13 protein-coding genes and 1 CRISPR repeat array (1 of these 14 running past the window's edge) are annotated in these 18,879 nt (G+C 49.3%); of the genes, 12 read left to right on the top strand and 1 reads right to left on the bottom strand.

The genetic code is table 11. The annotated features are described in order from the left end of the window. Positions 1 to 5,122: a CRISPR direct-repeat array (repeat unit 33 nt; unit sequence GTCGCTCCCTGTGAGGGGAGCGTGGATTGAAAT); it reaches 290 nt to the left of the window's first position. Between the two features lie 618 nt (positions 5,123 to 5,740). The 12 genes from RHOM_RS12345 (at position 5,741) to RHOM_RS12290 (ending at position 18,124) form a co-directional block, all read left to right on the top strand. After that, positions 5,741 to 6,937, top strand: a complete 1,197-nt coding sequence (locus RHOM_RS12345) for a cation:proton antiporter (protein WP_014080650.1) — start codon at positions 5,741 to 5,743, stop codon at positions 6,935 to 6,937. A gap of 151 nt (positions 6,938 to 7,088) precedes the next feature. Beyond that, positions 7,089 to 7,748, top strand: coding sequence for a YkgJ family cysteine cluster protein (locus RHOM_RS12340; protein ID WP_014080649.1), 660 nt, complete (start codon positions 7,089 to 7,091; stop codon positions 7,746 to 7,748). 32 nt (positions 7,749 to 7,780) lie between these two features. Beyond that, positions 7,781 to 9,754 (top strand): hybrid sensor histidine kinase/response regulator, encoded by a 1,974-nt coding sequence (locus tag RHOM_RS16590; RefSeq protein WP_014080648.1) that lies wholly within the window; start codon positions 7,781 to 7,783, stop codon positions 9,752 to 9,754. A 108-nt stretch (positions 9,755 to 9,862) separates the two neighbouring features. Further along, a complete protein-coding gene (locus RHOM_RS12330; RefSeq protein ID WP_014080647.1) occupies positions 9,863 to 10,216 on the top strand; it encodes a CidA/LrgA family protein in 354 nt (117 codons plus the stop codon). Between the two features lie 4 nt (positions 10,217 to 10,220). Then, positions 10,221 to 10,913, top strand: a complete 693-nt coding sequence (locus RHOM_RS12325; protein ID WP_014080646.1) for an LrgB family protein — start codon at positions 10,221 to 10,223, stop codon at positions 10,911 to 10,913. A gap of 94 nt (positions 10,914 to 11,007) precedes the next feature. Next, positions 11,008 to 11,889 carry a LysM peptidoglycan-binding domain-containing protein gene (locus tag RHOM_RS12320; RefSeq protein WP_014080645.1) on the top strand — a complete coding sequence of 294 codons (882 nt, stop codon included), beginning with the start codon at positions 11,008 to 11,010 and terminating at the stop codon, positions 11,887 to 11,889. Positions 11,890 to 11,915: 26 nt separating this feature from the next. Beyond that, entirely contained in the window at positions 11,916 to 12,827 is a 912-nt protein-coding gene (locus tag RHOM_RS12315) for a DUF4474 domain-containing protein (protein WP_242823135.1), read from the top strand. 4 nt (positions 12,828 to 12,831) lie between these two features. Continuing rightward, complete coding sequence (locus tag RHOM_RS12310; RefSeq protein ID WP_014080643.1) at positions 12,832 to 13,629, top strand: metallophosphoesterase family protein; 798 nt, start codon at positions 12,832 to 12,834, stop codon at positions 13,627 to 13,629. Between the two features lie 133 nt (positions 13,630 to 13,762). Then, positions 13,763 to 15,082 (top strand): aspartate kinase, encoded by a 1,320-nt coding sequence (locus tag RHOM_RS12305; protein WP_014080642.1) that lies wholly within the window; start codon positions 13,763 to 13,765, stop codon positions 15,080 to 15,082. 9 nt (positions 15,083 to 15,091) lie between these two features. Further along, on the top strand, positions 15,092 to 16,108 hold the full coding sequence (locus RHOM_RS12300; RefSeq protein WP_014080641.1) for a L,D-transpeptidase: 1,017 nt from the start codon (positions 15,092 to 15,094) through the stop codon (positions 16,106 to 16,108). 586 nt (positions 16,109 to 16,694) lie between these two features. After that, positions 16,695 to 17,537 carry a dipicolinate synthase subunit DpsA gene (locus tag RHOM_RS12295; RefSeq protein ID WP_014080640.1) on the top strand — a complete coding sequence of 281 codons (843 nt, stop codon included), beginning with the start codon at positions 16,695 to 16,697 and terminating at the stop codon, positions 17,535 to 17,537. Next, entirely contained in the window at positions 17,537 to 18,124 is a 588-nt protein-coding gene (locus RHOM_RS12290; RefSeq protein ID WP_014080639.1) for a dipicolinate synthase subunit B, read from the top strand. The genes RHOM_RS12295 and RHOM_RS12290 overlap by 1 nt, the downstream gene beginning before the upstream one ends. A 241-nt stretch (positions 18,125 to 18,365) precedes the next feature. Here the strand turns inward: RHOM_RS12290 and RHOM_RS12285 are convergent, their stop codons facing one another. Beyond that, positions 18,366 to 18,626, bottom strand: a complete 261-nt coding sequence (locus RHOM_RS12285; protein ID WP_014080638.1) for a TIGR03905 family TSCPD domain-containing protein — start codon at positions 18,624 to 18,626, stop codon at positions 18,366 to 18,368. Positions 18,627 to 18,879 lie beyond the last annotated feature (253 nt).

Here is an 18,879-nt window from a genome sequence, read left to right as displayed (position 1 = left end):
GTGGATTGAAATACGGCATTGCACGGCGTAAGAATGGCATGTACGGGTCGCTCCCTGTGAGGGGAGCGTGGATTGAAATGTCTGGATGGTAATCTCTTTTATACATATTATACGTCGCTCCCTGTGAGGGGAGCGTGGATTGAAATAGATGTAGAGCTGGCACAGACGGACGCAAAGTATGCGTCGCTCCCTGTGAGGGGAGCGTGGATTGAAATATTGATAATAGAGACAATCTTATCGCCAATATTCGTCGCTCCCTGTGAGGGGAGCGTGGATTGAAATTCATAATATCCATAAAACCGCCCCCCCTATGCTTCGTCGCTCCCTGTGAGGGGAGCGTGGATTGAAATATCAAGCCATTTTTCCATGTTTTTCTTGTCTGGCGTCGCTCCCTGTGAGGGGAGCGTGGATTGAAATGCTCACTCTTTTTTTGATGACTCTTACCATGATGGTCGCTCCCTGTGAGGGGAGCGTGGATTGAAATGCATAACCATAATCCTTGTACTCCTCGCGCAGCTGTCGCTCCCTGTGAGGGGAGCGTGGATTGAAATAAAAAATGATGATGACGGATTCCAACGCAGCAATGTCGCTCCCTGTGAGGGGAGCGTGGATTGAAATGCTAACGCTTTAGTTGAGCAGATCATGGAGCAGAGGTCGCTCCCTGTGAGGGGAGCGTGGATTGAAATTGTTATAAAGTGACCTAAACGTTTAGCTCCTGTGAGTCGCTCCCTGTGAGGGGAGCGTGGATTGAAATCTGCGAGCAGGGTCGACGAGCACATCAAGACGGAGTCGCTCCCTGTGAGGGGAGCGTGGATTGAAATCCCTGATTCCATTGAAAGCTAATGAACAGGAAACACGTCGCTCCCTGTGAGGGGAGCGTGGATTGAAATATGCAGATGATTGATATGGAAGCAAAGGTTGAGGTCGCTCCCTGTGAGGGGAGCGTGGATTGAAATATAGGAATTCATGTGGCTTTTAACGCTTTCTTCGTCGCTCCCTGTGAGGGGAGCGTGGATTGAAATCGCTATATGCCTAGCTTGTGCCGCCGCTTCGATGTCGCTCCCTGTGAGGGGAGCGTGGATTGAAATAAAACTTAACGTCGATTCGCCGTTCGGTTCGTCGTCGCTCCCTGTGAGGGGAGCGTGGATTGAAATCTGTCGTGTGCATTTTATAATGGACGTTTGGACAAGTCGCTCCCTGTGAGGGGAGCGTGGATTGAAATATATTATCTAGATTGGTTACTCCATCTTTGACAGTCGCTCCCTGTGAGGGGAGCGTGGATTGAAATTCAATCTGCTGAATCCGCTGCTGAATTGCAGATGTCGCTCCCTGTGAGGGGAGCGTGGATTGAAATCATATTCCGACATTGAGGATGACAGGCTTGTGGTCGCTCCCTGTGAGGGGAGCGTGGATTGAAATAGTCTATTGCAGACGATTTTGACGGCTTGCAAGAGTCGCTCCCTGTGAGGGGAGCGTGGATTGAAATAACCTGCTCCTCGTCGTTATCCTGTGGCGTTGTCGTCGCTCCCTGTGAGGGGAGCGTGGATTGAAATGATTGAATTATCTCTTTGATAACTCCAAACGCCGTCGCTCCCTGTGAGGGGAGCGTGGATTGAAATAGAAGTTATAGGTGCTGGCAAGATTTACCGTGTCTGGTCGCTCCCTGTGAGGGGAGCGTGGATTGAAATATGTTGTCCAAGTTGGTTACTCCGTCTTTGACAGTCGCTCCCTGTGAGGGGAGCGTGGATTGAAATATGCAGAGGTATTCATCCCAGTTTGCCGCCGCAAAAGTCGCTCCCTGTGAGGGGAGCGTGGATTGAAATAAATAGCGTCATACGTGACAAGCTACGCCCGTTTGTCGCTCCCTGTGAGGGGAGCGTGGATTGAAATCATGTACATAATCGACCGTAACATGAGTTTGTTTTGTCGCTCCCTGTGAGGGGAGCGTGGATTGAAATCGAGATCGACGGAGATCGTCACGTTTGTCTGATCGGTCGCTCCCTGTGAGGGGAGCGTGGATTGAAATAAGGTTTCCGTCAGCTATTGCCTGTGCGATCTCCGTCGCTCCCTGTGAGGGGAGCGTGGATTGAAATTCCGCCTCCGAGCATCTTACCGCCCATCTGTCCGGTCGCTCCCTGTGAGGGGAGCGTGGATTGAAATCTTGGAGATGCCGCAGTTCTTCAGAATAGCCATGTCGTCGCTCCCTGTGAGGGGAGCGTGGATTGAAATCTGTCGGCGCAGAATTCCAGGGCGTCTTATATGGTCGCTCCCTGTGAGGGGAGCGTGGATTGAAATAACTCATCGCCACGGAGCACGCCAGACCCTAACGCCGTCGCTCCCTGTGAGGGGAGCGTGGATTGAAATACTAAGCGCAAGTTCTGACAGCCAGTACGCCATCGTCGCTCCCTGTGAGGGGAGCGTGGATTGAAATTATGGCTCCATGCATCATCCATTGCCCGATGCCCGTCGCTCCCTGTGAGGGGAGCGTGGATTGAAATTTTCAGATGTTTGCGGTGTTTTTCCGTGAGTCCAAGTCGCTCCCTGTGAGGGGAGCGTGGATTGAAATTGATGCACCTATCCGATACAATTCACCAAAGAAGTCGCTCCCTGTGAGGGGAGCGTGGATTGAAATTTGCGCGCCTACGGTGTAAGTCTAGGCGTTATCAGTCGCTCCCTGTGAGGGGAGCGTGGATTGAAATGCCCGTCTTGGTCTGCACATACACGCAGTCACGATGTCGCTCCCTGTGAGGGGAGCGTGGATTGAAATGCCCCAGTTTGCATCAAGTACCACCCAGGAGCTGTGTCGCTCCCTGTGAGGGGAGCGTGGATTGAAATACATTGTCAATAGCAAGATCAAGACGAGTCACAGTCGCTCCCTGTGAGGGGAGCGTGGATTGAAATTGTCGAAAGTGTTTGTGAAATATAAGTTTAATCGGTCGCTCCCTGTGAGGGGAGCGTGGATTGAAATTGACCATCCGGCATCTGTTACCTTGTTCTTCACACGTCGCTCCCTGTGAGGGGAGCGTGGATTGAAATATGGCAAACGTAAGAAATCAGATCAATGACTACTGGTCGCTCCCTGTGAGGGGAGCGTGGATTGAAATGATCTGCTTGTGATGTGTTGTTACCGTCGCTTGTGGTCGCTCCCTGTGAGGGGAGCGTGGATTGAAATTCCCTCTTCTGCGTTTTCCGCTGCGAGACCGTATATGTCGCTCCCTGTGAGGGGAGCGTGGATTGAAATCTCATTGATTGATGCTTTTAGGTGTAATCCAATGTCGCTCCCTGTGAGGGGAGCGTGGATTGAAATATAATTTAGGTTATGAATTTATGTTTGTAAAGGATGTCGCTCCCTGTGAGGGGAGCGTGGATTGAAATAAAATACTCCATGTCAGATGCCGACAGCACGGCGTGTCGCTCCCTGTGAGGGGGGCGTGGATTGAAATGCATTTAACCGTCCATAGTTTCCCGCGTCATAAGTCGCTCCCTGTGAGGGGAGCGTGGATTGAAATCCGTTTCCAAGTTTGGGGAGCTCCGAAGCTGTTGTCGCTCCCTGTGAGGGGAGCGTGGATTGAAATATATACTCCCATGCCGTTTCTCATGTTTGCAACAGTCGCTCCCTGTGAGGGGAGCGTGGATTGAAATATTTTCTTGTCGCATACAAGGTCAATGGCGTTGTCGTCGCTCCCTGTGAGGGGAGCGTGGATTGAAATATCTACTGTGTAGTGAATTTCCGTTCCGCAAGGTGCGTCGCTCCCTGTGAGGGGAGCGTGGATTGAAATATTTTGAAGATATAGAGTGGTTATGCGGATATATGTCGCTCCCTGTGAGGGGAGCGTGGATTGAAATCGCCATGGCGAAGCAATATCAAGTGGCGCAGCTATGTCGCTCCCTGTGAGGGGAGCGTGGATTGAAATATCTGCAATTTGACTTGCGTATACTATTTCCAAGTCGCTCCCTGTGAGGGGAGCGTGGATTGAAATTATGTATTTAATTATCATTAGCACCACCCCTTTTGTCGCTCCCTGTGAGGGGAGCGTGGATTGAAATATATCTTTTACAAATTTAACTTCACTATGATTTGTCGCTCCCTGTGAGGGGAGCGTGGATTGAAATTGAAGGATTTTTTAAAATTCCCGCCACAAAAATCAGTCGCTCCCTGTGAGGGGAGCGTGGATTGAAATTTTGAATTGAAAAAATACACTGCATTGCAGATCGGTCGCTCCCTGTGAGGGGAGCGTGGATTGAAATGTCGACCTGTACTTCAAAGTTTCCATCGCACGCGCGTCGCTCCCTGTGAGGGGAGCGTGGATTGAAATTTGATCGGATATACACCAAAAAGAAGCATCTTTGTGTCGCTTCCTGTGAGGGGAGCGTGGATTGAAATATCACAGATACAGGCAAAGCACCAAGGGAATAGTGTGTCGCTCCCTGTGAGGGGAGCGTGGATTGAAATATCACAGATACAGGCAAAGCACCAAGGGAATAGTGTGTCGCTCCCTGTGAGGGGAGCGTGGATTGAAATCCCTTGCTACAATTATAAAAACAGCGGAGCTACGTCGCTCCCTGTGAGGGGAGCGTGGATTGAAATCGCAGTGGCTGCCGGGACAGGAGATAACTGTGGCGTCGCTCCCTGTGAGGGGAGCGAGGATTGAAATACGAATTACATGAAAGAGGGCAAGTCATTATTTGTCGCTCCCTGTGAGGGGAGCGAGGATTGAAATTTTGTAGTGTTCCCGGACTCCACGGTCGCAACTGTCGCTCCCTGTGAGGGGAGCGAGGATTGAAATCATTGGATATGTGGAGCAGAACATGGATTTCACGGTGTCGCTCCCTGTGAGGGGAGCGAGGATTGAAATTTTTTAAAGTGATATGATAGTATCAACAAGAAAAGTCGCTCCCTGTGAGGGGAGTGTGGATTGAAATTAATATCAGTATGACCCATTTGCGTTTTTATTAGTCGCTCCCTGTGAGGGGAGCGTGGATTGAAATTGGAAGAAGCAACCACGATCACCGATATTCTGGGTCGCTCCCTGTGAGGGGAGCGAGGATTGAAATTTTACAACGATCTCTCGTTGTATTGTTTGGTTTTGTCGCTCCCTGTGAGGGGAGCGAGGATTGAAGTAGTCAGATGGCTGATGTTGTTGCCCGTTCTGGATCGCTCGCAGCGAGGAAAGTGTGGATTGGAAGGTTGATCTCAGCTTGGAGACAGGCGTGAGAGTGGAGTTATTCCCAGAGAGGGGAGTGTGGGTTGAAATATCGCTAATAATATAGAAGGGATAGCATGGCTGTGTTTCGTACTCTGCGAAGAAAACACGTTTGTATCTACCACTTCTGGCCAAAGTCGCAACTATTACATCTTCGAGATAGCGAAAGATACTAAAAAACTATCCCTCTTCACTACGTAATAGGGGGGATGAAATAATAGCTTTGATGTGACTTGGTTTTGCTGGTGCATTTATCAACATCAAGAGTTTTGTGCATGAGACAGATATGTCGAAGAAGCAAAGGTAAAGTAGTTGAAGTTGTGGACACACAATAATGAAATATATATTCCATGCGAACGAAATCTTCTGTAAAATCCCCCGAAAATCTGTTGAAAATTCCTAAAAAATGTTATTATTTTGATGTTTTTTCTTGAAAAACGCCACTTACATTTTGTGAGATAAAGCGTTAGAATAGCTATGCTATAAGAATACTTTATACATATTTAATAATTTATTAACAGAAAGGGAGTATAGATATGGAATCGTATTCATTTTTACTGTTCTTGGCGATCATTATGATCTCAACCAAGATTCTGGGTTTATTTACCCGTAAGATTCATATGCCGGCGGTTGTCGGTGCATTAGTTGCAGGTGTGATCTTAGGACCGTCCTGTCTGAACTTGATTACATTGACCGGAGATACCGGCGTCTTTCTTGAGCAGATGGCAGAGCTCGGTGTTATCCTCCTGATGTTTAACGCAGGACTGGAGACGGATCTGTCCGAACTTAAGAAAAATGGTGTGGCATCTTTCGTAACAGCATTGATCGGTGTGATTGTTCCGTTGATTGGTGGATTCCTGGGGTATGCATTTTTCTTCCACACAGACTTCAGCGATTACGATGAGGTGTTAAAGGCAGTGTTCGTCGGTGTTGTACTGACAGCAACATCTGTAAGTATCACAGTTGAGACGCTGCGTGAGATGGGCAAGCTGAAAGGAAAAGTCGGAACGACAATCCTTGGCGCAGCTGTTATCGATGATATCATCGGTATTATCGTACTCACAATCGTAACCAGCTTAAAGGATACCAGCGTAAGCCCGATCACAGTTGTGTTAAAGATTGTACTGTATTTCGTATTTATTGCAGTATTGATCTTCGTGCTTACAAAGTTAAAGGTATTTGTGGAAGAGCAGGATGAGAAGAGAAGAACCGCTATCATCTGTGTAGCGCTCTGCTTCATTCTTTCCTATATCTCAGAGGAATACTTCGGTATTGCAGATATTACCGGTGCTTACTTCGCAGGACTGATGCTCTGCACGATGAAAGTTGGACCGTATGTTGCAAGAAGATGCGAGATCCCGTCTTACTTGATTTTCTCACCGGTATTCTTTGCCAGTGTAGGTCTTAAGGTAACACTCGGCGGAATGGATGCCAGCATCTGGATCTTCGCAATCATTCTGCTTGTTATCGCCATCTTAAGCAAGGTTGTCGGATGCGGACTGGGTGCAAAGATATGCGGATGTACCGGAAAGGAAGCGTTCCAGGTCGGTATCGGTATGATTTCCCGAGGTGAGGTTGCACTGATTGTGGCGCAGAAGGGATATGCAAGCGGTATGTTAGATGATGTCCTGTTTGCTCCGATCGTTCTCGTTGTTATTGTAACGACGCTGATCACCCCGATTCTCTTAAAGCTTGTCATGAAAGACAATGATTCTGAGAAAGCTGCTGCATAGGGGCATAGAACAGATATTATAAAATCAGGATTTAAGAAGCCGTCACTTTTGTGGCGGTTTCTTTTTTCACTCTATAGGCTATGTGAGTTTATTGCTTCTTTTGCAAAAAACAGTTAAAATAGACACAGAAAAAAGAAATGAGGAGATTGCAATGTTACGGGATCTGCAGGAAATATCAGATGGAAAAATATATGGCTGCAATGATATGGTTCGGGCGGCGTGCGGAGACTGCGCGGGATGTCATGCCTGCTGTGAGAAAATGGGGACATCCATTGTGCTTGATCCCTGTGATATATGGCGTCTGACGACCGTGACCGGGAAAAATTTTGAGCAGCTGCTGGTCGATACGATAGAGCTGCAGGTAGTGGACGGCGTGATTCTTCCGAACCTGAGGATGGACGGAGAAAAAGAGCAGTGTGTGTTCTTGAATGAACAGGGAAGATGCAGGATCCACGCAATGCGTCCCGGGTTGTGTCGTGTATTTCCGCTTGGCAGAATCTATGAGGAAAGCAGAATCCGCTACTTTCTGCAGATGGATGCCTGTCAGAAGCCCGGGCGCAGCAAAGTGAAGGTTGGAAAATGGCTCGATACTCCGCAGATGGAACGATACGAACGGTTTCTGATGGACTGGCATGGCCTGCGGAAGCAGCTGGAGAAGCAGGTGAAAGACGGAATTGGTGAACAGGAGGCAAAGACGATCAACATGTTTTTGTTAAATCTGTTTTTTATAAAACCATATGAACCGGAGCAGGACTTCTATGAACAGTATGAGGAGAGAAGAGCGATGGCCGGTCAGGCAGGGTTAAAATAAACTGCGGATAATGTATGGCAGGAGATGGAAGTATGATAATCGACAGAGGATTGGATCAGAAAGGAACAGATGCGAATATTGGAACCAGCCGCGTCAATCTCACGCAGCGTTATGTGGAATCCGTCAAATACAATGGTCTGGGGGATTTTACCGAAGAATTGCGTGAGGAAGCAGACTACCGGAAGCGCATTGAAAAGATTTTCTCGGAAATTCATATGACTGGGGAGACGTATGCGGATCTACAGCCAGAGGCATTGATGGAAGCCTACTGGCAGGGAGAGGAAATGATATCGCGTTACTACTGGGCAAAGAGGCGGGACACGGACGACATTATCTGGGTGCGTGTGGACGTGAGGATTGTACCGCAGCTGGATACGGGAGATTTGTTTGCCTTTTACAATAACTGGGATGTCACGCATGAGAAAAACCGTGACCGTATGATGCAGCTGATCATTGAGTTCGACTATGATTATGTGGAATACATCTGTCTGCAGAATGGTCATTTCGAGATTATGGCGCAGGAAAAAAGTTCCATGTGTCCGAGCGCCAGAGGAACAGACTACGATGCGGATATCCGTGATTATCTTACCAGAGTCGCAGTGACGGATCAGCTGGAAGCACACATCCGGGCAATGCAGACAGAGGAAATCCGTCGTAACCTTGAGGCAGAGCCACTTTACATACAGGAAATTGATGTGAGAGAGTCTGATGGCTCAGTGCGGCGTAAAATGATCCGTTATACCTATATGGATAAGCAGATGGGGACGGTATTCAAAAGCTGTGTGGACATCGAAGACATCGTAACGGAGGAGAAGAAGAAGCAGGAACGTCTGGAGCGGGCAATTGAAGAAACGGAGCGGGCGAATTGCGCCAAGAGTGAATTCCTGGCCCATATGAGTCATGACATCCGGACACCTATGAATGCGATTATCGGCATGACATCCGTTGCAAGGCAGGAATGTCAGGATGAGACGATCTGCGGATATCTGGATAAAATCAAATCCTCAAGTGAGTTTCTTCTCGGACTGATCAATGATATGCTGGATATTTCACGTATAGAGAGCGGTAATCTGAACCTGAAGTCGGAGCAGATGAGCAGAAAGACGTTTGGAACGGCAATCAATACCACGATCGGCCCGCTGATGGAGCAGAAAAACATTACGTTCCAGTGTGATCTGCAGCATATGGAAGAAATGATATACACTGATGCGGTGCGGTTCAAGCAGATTTTCTTCAATCTGCTGTCCAATGCAGCAAAATACACGCCAGAGGGCGGAAATGTGTGGCTTCTGACCGAAAGGCTCCGCACGGAAGGAAACGTTGAATGGGTGCGTTTTACGGTGCGGGATAGTGGAATCGGTATGAGTGAGGAATTCCTGGAGCATGCGTTTGAACCGTTTTCGCAGGAGGGTAACCGCACGCTTGCCCTGCAATGGCAGGGAACCGGTCTTGGACTTGCGATCGTAAAGAAACTGGTGGTCATGATGCACGGCACGATTGAAATTCACAGTAAATTAGGAGCGGGTACCGGGGTAATCCTCGATCTGCCGCTTACGATCTCGGGCATCGATGCTCCGGAAAAAATGCCACAGGCAGTCATGGCAAAACAGAACCTGGAAGGCAGACGGGTGCTTCTGGCAGAGGACAATGAGATCAATACTTTTGTGGCCAGACGTATTCTGGAATCAAGGGGAATTATTGTGGAACATGCGGAAAATGGAAAAAGAGCGGTGGAAATGGTGGAGCAGAATCCGGAGGGATATTTTGACGCAATCGTGATGGATATCCGGATGCCGGTGATGAGCGGACTGGAGGCAGCCAGACAGATCCGGGCAATGAGCCGGACGGATGCACAGACTGTGCCCATAATTGCTATGACGGCCAATGCCTATGAGGAAGATGTCAGCCAGTCGTTGGCGGCCGGGATGAACGCTCATCTTGCAAAGCCGATCGAACCGCAGGTGATTCTGGATACACTTGCGGGGTATATAGGCAGTAAGAACTAGAAAGTTGCACTGTAAATAGAAAAAGAAAGGCATGCATTTCGTCGGAATGTCGATGTAAAAGTTGTGATACTGTTGCTATAATAAGTTCCGATGAGAGGAGACGGCAGGATGAAGCATTTGAAACAATTTTTGATTATTTTACTTTTTTCATTTCTTGGAGAAGGATTAAAGGCATTGCTTCCACTTCCGGTACCGGCAAGCATCTATGGACTGGTATTGTTGTTTGCGGCACTGGAGCTTGGAATAATAAAACTCTCTGCAGTGGAAGATGCAGGGAAATTTTTGATAGAGATCATGCCGGTGATGTTTATTCCGGCGGGGGCGGGGCTGGTCGAGTCCTGGAGCGCTTTAAAGCCGATCTGTGTGCAGGTGGTTGTGATCATGTTTGTATCCACGATTGTGGTTATGGTGATTTCGGGAAGAGTGACACAGTTTGTAATTCGCAGAAACAGAAAGGCATAAAACAATGAAGGAATTTTTAAATCAGTCTGTATTTTTCGGTGTGGCAATCAGCGTATTGACCTATGAACTGGGAGTATTTTTGAAAAAGAAGCTGAAGTGGCCGATATGTAATCCACTTTTAATTTCGATCGTCGCGGTGATCGTTTTTCTGGTCGCGTTTGATATTCCTTACGAGAGTTATAACGCGGGAGCAAAATATCTGAGCTATCTTCTGACGCCGGCAACGGTCTGTCTGGCGATCCCGCTCTACGAGCAGGTGGAGCTTTTGAAAAAACATTCCAAGGCAATCGTGCTTGGATTGATCTCCGGTGTGATTACGAGTCTTGTGTGTGTGCTTGTACTGGCACTGTTGTTTCATTTTGATCATGCGCAGTATGTGACGCTTCTGCCGAAATCCATCACGACCGCGATCGGCATGGGAATATCGGAGGAGCTTGGCGGTTATGTGACCATCACGGTTGCTGTGATTATTATTACCGGAGTGATTGGCAATATGCTGGCGGAGACGGTCTGCCGTATATTTAAGATTGAGGAGCCGGTGGCAAAGGGAATTGCAATCGGAGCGTCATCCCATGCGGTTGGTACAGTCAAGGCGATGGAGATAGGAGAGATCGAAGGTGCGATGAGCAGTCTTGCCATTGCGGTTGCGGGACTTCTGACAGTTGTGCTGGCACCGGTATTTGCAGGAATTATGTAGCACGCGGTCTGCCTGCCCTATATGCAGATCATTATGCACCAGGATCTTATATCTGACATAAGATAAAGAGAGAAAACAAAGAAGTGGAATCTTTATGTATTGTCAGAATAGAATGGTACACACCGTGCAGGAGGGGGATTCACTGTATCGCCTTGCGAGACAGTACCACACAACCGTCACGGAACTGATACTCGGAAATCCGGGGGTAAACCCCTACAACCTGCAGGTAGGAATGAAGCTCTATGTCTGCCCGGGGGAAAGCTACGTACCGCCCCAGGGAGGCAGCGCAAACACCGGGAACACGGGAAACAGCGGAAGCACCGGGAACACCGGTAATGCTGGAAATGGTGGAAATACCAGTAATGCCGGCGTGGGCGGAAACATCGGTATCGGAGTGGTGATTCCGGGTGGACAGCGCCCGGGCGGAAATCAGACAGCGGGAGAGAGGCAGAATTCAGTGAATCAGCTGTTTGAGACAATGCGTCTGGCGTGGCTGGAACTGATCTACTGGACACGGATGTATATGATGAGTGTGGATTCCGGGGCAGATGCAAAAGAGCAGTATGCAGTGGAGGGACGCCTGTTGGAAACTGCAGATGCAATCACGGATGTTTTTGCAGAGCGGCTGCCGGTAGCTGTCACAAGACAGCTGCGCAATCTGCTCGTGGAACATGTGGAGATGACGGGGCAGATCATCCGCACGTTAAAATCCGGGGATAAGGAGAATTATGAACAGCAGATCCGGGAGTGGTATGCTAATGCGAATCAGATCGCAACACTTCTCGCTGACCAGAATCCCTACTTTGCAGGAAAAGAGACGAGGAATCTTCTGTTGAATTATCTGGATATGACGCGCGAGATTATAGAACATCAGATGAACGGTGAGTATGACCAGAGCATTGATACCTTCCGGGATTTAAGTGATCTGGTGCTGGAACTCGCTGATTATCTCGCAAGAGGACTTCTGGCGCGCTGATGTGCTTTGCAAACGGGCGGTGCCTCTTGTGCATCGCCTTTCTGGTACTATTTGCGGCGCTGCTGATCCTGGCAGTAGTGCACAGAGTGCGGGCGAAGAAAAAAGTTCTTGCATTGACTCCCGGGGAACGGGTGCGGCTGCTCAATGAACTGGCGGAACCCTTTGGATTTGCTTATCTGCCGTCGGAAGATATTTTTACCTCAAGGCTGGATGCCTGGCAGCGTGACAAGGGATATGAGGCGAAATATGATACCATGACGGTGGGTGCCGGGATGGTGATTGACGCATTTCCCGTGTACTTTAATTATGAGGGAAGAACCTGGCTGGTGGAATTCTGGAAGGGACAGTACGGGATCAACACCGGCGGAGAGGTCGGAATTTACCATGCGAAGGGCGTGATTCCGCCGCACGCCTATCACACGGCGCATTTTGAAGCGGTATCGGATGCAGAACTCCCGAGAATCTGCAGCTGTCTGGATACGGCAGAGGAAACGTTTTATGAAATCTGTGCCAGACACTGGTGGCTCACCGGCTTTCGGATGGGCGTGTATACAAAACCGTCGCGCCTCAGACTTGCCACGACGCTGATTTTCCCAGAGCAGGAGATGGCGCTGGCGTTCTGGGAAGGTCTCCACAAAACCGGAAAACCGCGCAGCCTTTTTCGCATCTGCGGAAGAGAAGTCAGTGTGCGGATGAATTTTTCGGAGGAACACGGATTGATTCCGGGAATCTGCAGAAGCGTGGTGCTTCTCTGGAACAGGCTGCTGTGCAGAGGATTTAGGATCGTGACATACCCGTGGAAACGGACGGCGGACAGAATGGTATTTCTATATTATCTGCTTCCGGGATGGTTTCGGAAGATTCTGGTGCTTTCGGGCGGGCGATGCAAACCGCGCTGCAGGACCAGGAAACCGCACAGATCATGTCGGGGCAGGTGAAAACATGGGATGTTATCGAAGGATTGACAGGGCATTGGAACATGCCCTGCACCTTCCGCTTGGCACGGGCAGCCGCTATGTGGTGATCAGTGACTGCCACAGAGGGGAAGGGACAACAAATGACAATTTCCTGAAAAACGCGTACCTGTACGAGGCGGCGATGGAACATTATATAAAGAGAGGATTCTTCTATCTGGAACTGGGGGACGGGGAGGAACTCTGGGAAAACCGCTGCATGGACCGGATTGTGCACTATCACGAGACCGTGTATGAGATGTTTGCTTGTCTGCAAAGCCGGAATGCGCTGTGCCGCATCTATGGAAACCACAATATGGAGCTGAGAAAAATCCTGCCGGAGGCGATTATATTAGATAATTGCGAGGGCGGAAGGGATGTCTGCATGATTCACGGGCATCAGGCGGATTTTTTTAATTCTGTGTGCTGGAGGCTCTCCAGAGCTCTGGTGCGCTACGTGTGGAAACCGTTGGAGCGCTCCGGCGTGAATGATCCCACGAGTGCGGCGCGCAATTATAAAAAGGCGGTCCGGTATGAACAGTGCCTGGCGGGCTGGACCAGACTTCACGACCGTTATCTGATTGCCGGCCATTCACACAGACCGAGACTGCCGGAAAACGGGGAGCTGTATCTGAATGCGGGAAGCTGTGTGCATCCCGGGTGCATCACTGCCATCGAACTGGAACAGATGCAGATGACGCTTGTGAAATGGAAGGTGGCGACGCGCCCGGACATGACCATGTATGTGGTACGTGAGAAGCTTGCCGGACCGGTTGCCATTTTGTAGGAAAAACGCGATTTTTCAAAAAAATCATTTGACGGAACCGCCATTTATGATAATATATATATCGTTATATTAAATCGTTAAAGCGAGGACGGAAGCGTCCCTGACGATAGCTGGTAATTGGAGGAGCAGAAAAATGATTAAAGTTGTGAAGTTTGGCGGCAGCTCTCTGGCAAGTGCGGAACAGTTTGCAAAAGTGGGGAAGATCATTCAGGCGGATAAGGAAAGACGTTATGTAGTGCCGAGTGCCCCGGGAAAACGCAATGCCAAGGACACCAAGGTCACAGATATGTTATATGCCTGTTATGCGCTGGTGGAGGCGGAGGAGGATTTCCGCGTGCCGCTGATGAAGATCAAGGACCGCTATGACACAATTATCAATGGACTGAATCTGAAGCTGTCACTGGAGGAAGAATTCAAAAAGATCAGTGAGAACTTTAAAAATAAAGCGGGGGTTGACTATGCGGCGTCCCGCGGCGAATATCTGAACGGTATTATTATGGCGAATTACCTTGGCTACGAGTTTGTGGATGCGGCAGAGGTGATTTCCTTCGAGGAGGACGGAACTTTTGACGCGGAGAAGACCAACAAGGTGCTGGCAGAGCGTCTGGAGAAATGCGAGCGTGCGGTAATTCCGGGATTCTACGGGGCACTGCCGGACGGAACGATCAAGACCTTTTCCAGAGGCGGTTCCGACATCACGGGATCCATCGTGGCGCGTGCGGTACATGCCACCTGCTATGAGAACTGGACGGATGTGTCGGGCTTTCTCATTGCAGATCCGCGCATCATTAAGGATCCGCAGCCGATCAAGACGATCACATACCGTGAGCTGCGCGAGCTTTCCTATATGGGCGCCAGCGTGCTTCATGAGGACGCAGTGTTCCCGGTGAGAAAAGCAGGAATTCCGATCAACATCCGCAATACCAACGCGCCGGATGACGAGGGAACCTGGATCGTGGAGAGCACCTGCCATCAGTCAAAATACACCATTACCGGTATTGCCGGCAAAAAAGGTTTTGTTTCCGTCAATATTGATAAGGATATGATGAATTCCGAGGTTGGATTCGGGAGAAAAGTATTGTCCGCGTTTGAGGAGAATAATATCTCATTCGAGCATATGCCGTCTGGCATCGACACGATGACAATCTTCGTTCACCAGCCGGAATTCGAGGGCAAGGAGCAGGCAGTGATCTCAGCAATTCACCGTCTGGCAAAGCCGGACAGTATCGAGCTGGAGGGTGATCTGGCGCTGATCGCGGTTGTGGGACGCGGCATGAAGTCGACCAGAGGAACGGCAGGCCGTATCTTCTCGGCACTGGCACATGCAAACATCAACGTCAAGATGATCGATCAGGGATCTTCTGAGCTTAACATTATTATCGGTGTGAGCAATGCGGATTTTGAACCGGCAATCCGTGCGATCTATGACATTTTCGTGGAGACCCAGCTTTAAGATTAAGATATGAAGAACAACAAGCACGAGCAAAATGAATTACAGCGTATGATGGAAGGCAGGGCTGCCCGCATGATTGCGGCTGCAGTCACTGTCTTTTTGTGCGTACTGACATTGTTTGAATTTGTTGCGCTCAAGATGGAGTGGAATGTGCCTGCACTGGCGGTGCTAAGCGGCGACAACGGACTGTGGACCAGGGAGTACCAGCGGGAAGAACTGGTGATGGACGGCAGCACGGAAAACATTCTGCTCGCAGACGATGGAGAGACACCGCTCACAGGAAGTGGTGAGAATGCCAAAACGAATGTGGGGGAAAACGGAAGCGGCGGGACGGCGCAGACCGGTGAAAATGCAGGGAACGGGGAAGACTTGCAGGTGGAAGGGACAGAAGCGGTGCGGCAGGAAGAGACTGAGACGCCGGATGTAAGCGGAACCGGAAAAGCGGAAGCGGATGTTAAGGAGACGCAGACACCGGAATTTTCGTATTATATCCGCATCAATCGCAAGCAGAACTGCGTCACGATCTACACCCAGGATGAGGAGGGGGAGTATACGGTACCCTATAAGGCAATGGTATGCTCGACCGGACTTTACAACGCAACGCCGCGCGGAACTTACCAGATTTCCACCAAGTATCTGTGGCGGGAACTCTATGGCGGTGTGTATGGGCAGTACGCGACGCGGATTCACGGGGGAATCCTGTTCCATTCTGTGCCCTATTACAAGCGCGCAAAGGATACACTCTGTACGGACAAGTATAACAAGCTGGGACAGCAGGCGTCGATGGGCTGCGTAAGACTGACGGTGGAGGATGCAAAATGGATTGCGGAGAACTGCCCGGAAGGCACTACGGTTGAAATATACGACGGGGAAGACCCGGGGCCGCTCGGGAAACCGGAGGCACAAAAACTGGATAAATCAGATCCGGACTGCCACTGGGATCCGACTGATCCGGATGAGGAAAATCCCTGGCAGCAGACGGAGACGTCCGTGACGGAGAGCGAGCAGGAAAAACAGATAAAATAGAAAAAATAAAACGACGAAGGCGACATCCTATTCATTTGAATCGATGTCGCCTTCTAAACTATCTCGTCCATGGGACTGTACCTCTCTTTTCTTTTTCTTTCGGACTTCTTCGCTTCCTTCGTACCTTGTATCACTCTTCTTATGACGGTGGATATCGCATCATATCTGATTAACTCATCTGATACTGATTCCTCTTTCCATGATTTGGATTGTCACGTGTGTTTTTCGGGAGTTAGAAAAAAACGAATGCAATTACGTTTTCGGTGGTCTGTACCTCTCTTTCCTTAATATCGTTTTGGGTAAATCGTTACGTTTCTGGTGGCTTGTACCTTCCTTTCCTTCGATTTCGTTTTCCTTTCTTTTTGTTGTCTTTATTCTATCTGATATATGAGAAAAAGTCAAGCATAAAATGAGAAAATTATAATAAAAAATATTTAAAAACAATAAACAAAGAATAAACGAAAAAATATTCTGAAAATATAGATGCAATAGATATAATATATATTTTTCGTAAAATACATGTAAATGCTTCGCTGTGGCAGAAGAGCGTGCGCTTCATATAATAAAGAGAAGGGAGCGTAATTCTATGAATAGACAGACCATACTTCTCATCAGTGACATGCGCCAGGTTTATCTGGCGGAGATTATGACCAAAAGAGGACTCAACGTACGCTGCCTGGATATCAGAAACAGCGGGACGGTAAAAGAACAAATCGAGAAGTTGAAAAGTTTTCTGGCGGAGGCGGATATGCTGATCCTCCCGATTCCGGTGACAAAGATACCGGAACAGAAAATGCTGAACGATATATTGAATAAAAACCTGACGAACGATACGCTGGTGCTTGGAGGCTGCTTCTCCACAGAACAGCAGGAGCTTTTGGAGCGCCGGGACATTCACTATCTGGATTTTATGAAAGATGAGATTGTGACGGAAGAAAATGCAGTGGCGACGGCGGAGGGCGTGATCGCGGAGCTTGTGAACCACAGCCCTTATAACATTGAGGAGGCAAAAATTATCGTCACCGGTTACGGCTGCTGCGGCAGAGCGGTGGCTGCGAGGCTGAAAGCGCTCGGCGCGCGCGTGACGGTGCTGGCAAGAAGACGGGAAGTGCGCAAACTTGCCAAGAAGGATGGATTTTATGCCGCGGATTTTGCGTTTGGACCGGAGGAAGCGATGGGGGCGGCAATGCTGGTCAACACGGTTCCTGCGCCTGTGGTTACAGGTGCGATCATCCGCGAACTGCCGCGGGATGCATATATTTTAGACATCGCGTCCAAACCGGGCGGTACGGATTTTGCCTGCGCCAGAGAGTGCGGCATCCGTGCGGATCTGGCACTTGGACTTCCGGGAAAATATGCGCCGAAGGAGAGCGCCTATATTCTGGACCGGGCGGTGGAGAGATTCGTGCGAAAGGAGCATGAAATGTGATGGATTTTTCCAATTATAATATCGGGCTTGGAATTACCGGTTCGTTTTGTACGTTTGCGAAAGCAAGAAAAGAAATACAGCGGCTGTGCGATATGGGCGCCAATGTGGTGCCGGTTTTTTCATTTAATGCGCAGACGTGTGACACGCGGTTCGGAAGTGCGAAAGATTATGTGGACGGAATCTGCGAGATTACCGGAAATGAGGGCATCCGTACCATCTGTGCGGCGGAGCCGATCGGACCGAATAATTTTCTGGACATCATGGTCATTGCGCCCTGCACCGGAAATACGGCGGCAAAACTCTGCAACGGAATCACGGATACGCCGGTGCTGATGGCGACCAAAGCGCATATGCGCAACGGTAAGCCGCTTGTGATTGCCATCTCGACGAACGATGCGCTCGGCGCCAGCTTTAAGAATATCGGAATGCTGATGAATATGAAAAATATTTATTTCGTTCCGTTCGGGCAGGACAACTGCAAGAGCAAGCCGAACTCCATGATTGCAAAAATGGAGCTCCTGCCGGACACAATCGAGGCGGCGCTCGCCGGCAAACAGATCCAGCCGATTCTGCAGACCCCGACGTAACGCAGATCTGACGGAGCCGGGCGGAGACAGAGACGGAAAATGCCGGGGACGTTTTATTATGCAAAAAATCAGAGCATCTTATGTTCCGGCCGCTTCTGGCAGGGGCGGATTTTGCGATTAGAAATGCCGCCTCCGTTACAGCCGGAACATTGAGCGCTCGGTTTCTACTCCTGCAACTTAGTCCACAAAAATCAATACGCCTGTCCCGGGACAGGCGCGTTTTGCGTTTACAGGTGTTTCCTTACGCCTGCTTGGATGCCTCGTAGGCTTCGCGACAGGCCTTAGCCAGCTGATCGCCGCAGGAAGTCGGGCGTCCGTTGCAGGAGATGCCGCCGATTTTCTCCTCAACCTGCTCGACGGTAAGACCCTCGACGAGCTTCGGAATCGCTTGAAGATTGCCGTTGCAGCCGCCGGTGAACTTTACGTTATGCACGATGTTGCCCTCTAATTCAAGATCAATCTGTGTGGAGCAGGTGCCCTTGGTCTTATATGTGTATGTCATTTTGAAATCCTCCTTTATTGAAAAAATAGATCGTTCAGATCACTTTTGAGTATAACATGGAACCGGAAGTGTGCAAGAAAAATTTGCAGTAAAGCGGCAGTTAATAAAAAATTTACAATTCTTTTACGCCTGTTTTTATTGTGGTGGTGCTGGAAAAGTGTTACAATAACAATATTGTGCGGGGTCATACCCTTTTGCAGGTGTCCCGCAGGAGAATGGATTTTGACACAGTTTTGTGTAAAAACAGGAGTAG

The organism is Roseburia hominis A2-183, from assembly GCF_000225345.1.
Taxonomy (GTDB): domain Bacteria; phylum Bacillota; class Clostridia; order Lachnospirales; family Lachnospiraceae; genus Roseburia; species Roseburia hominis.
This window is presented reverse-complemented; position numbering and strand designations above follow the sequence as displayed.

What these genes read in the sequence shown, in the direction of transcription:
- RHOM_RS12345 (WP_014080650.1), top strand. Translation starts at nt 5,741, where the DNA reads ATGGAATCGTATTCATTTTTACTGTTCTTGGCGATCATTATGATCTCA.
- RHOM_RS12340 (WP_014080649.1), top strand. Translation starts at nt 7,089, where the DNA reads ATGTTACGGGATCTGCAGGAAATATCAGATGGAAAAATATATGGCTGC.
- RHOM_RS16590 (WP_014080648.1), top strand. Translation starts at nt 7,781, where the DNA reads ATGATAATCGACAGAGGATTGGATCAGAAAGGAACAGATGCGAATATT.
- RHOM_RS12330 (WP_014080647.1), top strand. Translation starts at nt 9,863, where the DNA reads ATGAAGCATTTGAAACAATTTTTGATTATTTTACTTTTTTCATTTCTT.
- RHOM_RS12325 (WP_014080646.1), top strand. Translation starts at nt 10,221, where the DNA reads ATGAAGGAATTTTTAAATCAGTCTGTATTTTTCGGTGTGGCAATCAGC.
- RHOM_RS12320 (WP_014080645.1), top strand. Translation starts at nt 11,008, where the DNA reads ATGTATTGTCAGAATAGAATGGTACACACCGTGCAGGAGGGGGATTCA.
- RHOM_RS12310 (WP_014080643.1), top strand. Translation starts at nt 12,832, where the DNA reads ATGGGATGTTATCGAAGGATTGACAGGGCATTGGAACATGCCCTGCAC.
- RHOM_RS12305 (WP_014080642.1), top strand. Translation starts at nt 13,763, where the DNA reads ATGATTAAAGTTGTGAAGTTTGGCGGCAGCTCTCTGGCAAGTGCGGAA.
- RHOM_RS12300 (WP_014080641.1), top strand. Translation starts at nt 15,092, where the DNA reads ATGAAGAACAACAAGCACGAGCAAAATGAATTACAGCGTATGATGGAA.
- RHOM_RS12295 (WP_014080640.1), top strand. Translation starts at nt 16,695, where the DNA reads ATGAATAGACAGACCATACTTCTCATCAGTGACATGCGCCAGGTTTAT.
- RHOM_RS12290 (WP_014080639.1), top strand. Translation starts at nt 17,537, where the DNA reads ATGGATTTTTCCAATTATAATATCGGGCTTGGAATTACCGGTTCGTTT.
- RHOM_RS12285 (WP_014080638.1), bottom strand. Translation starts at nt 18,626, where the DNA reads ATGACATACACATATAAGACCAAGGGCACCTGCTCCACACAGATTGAT.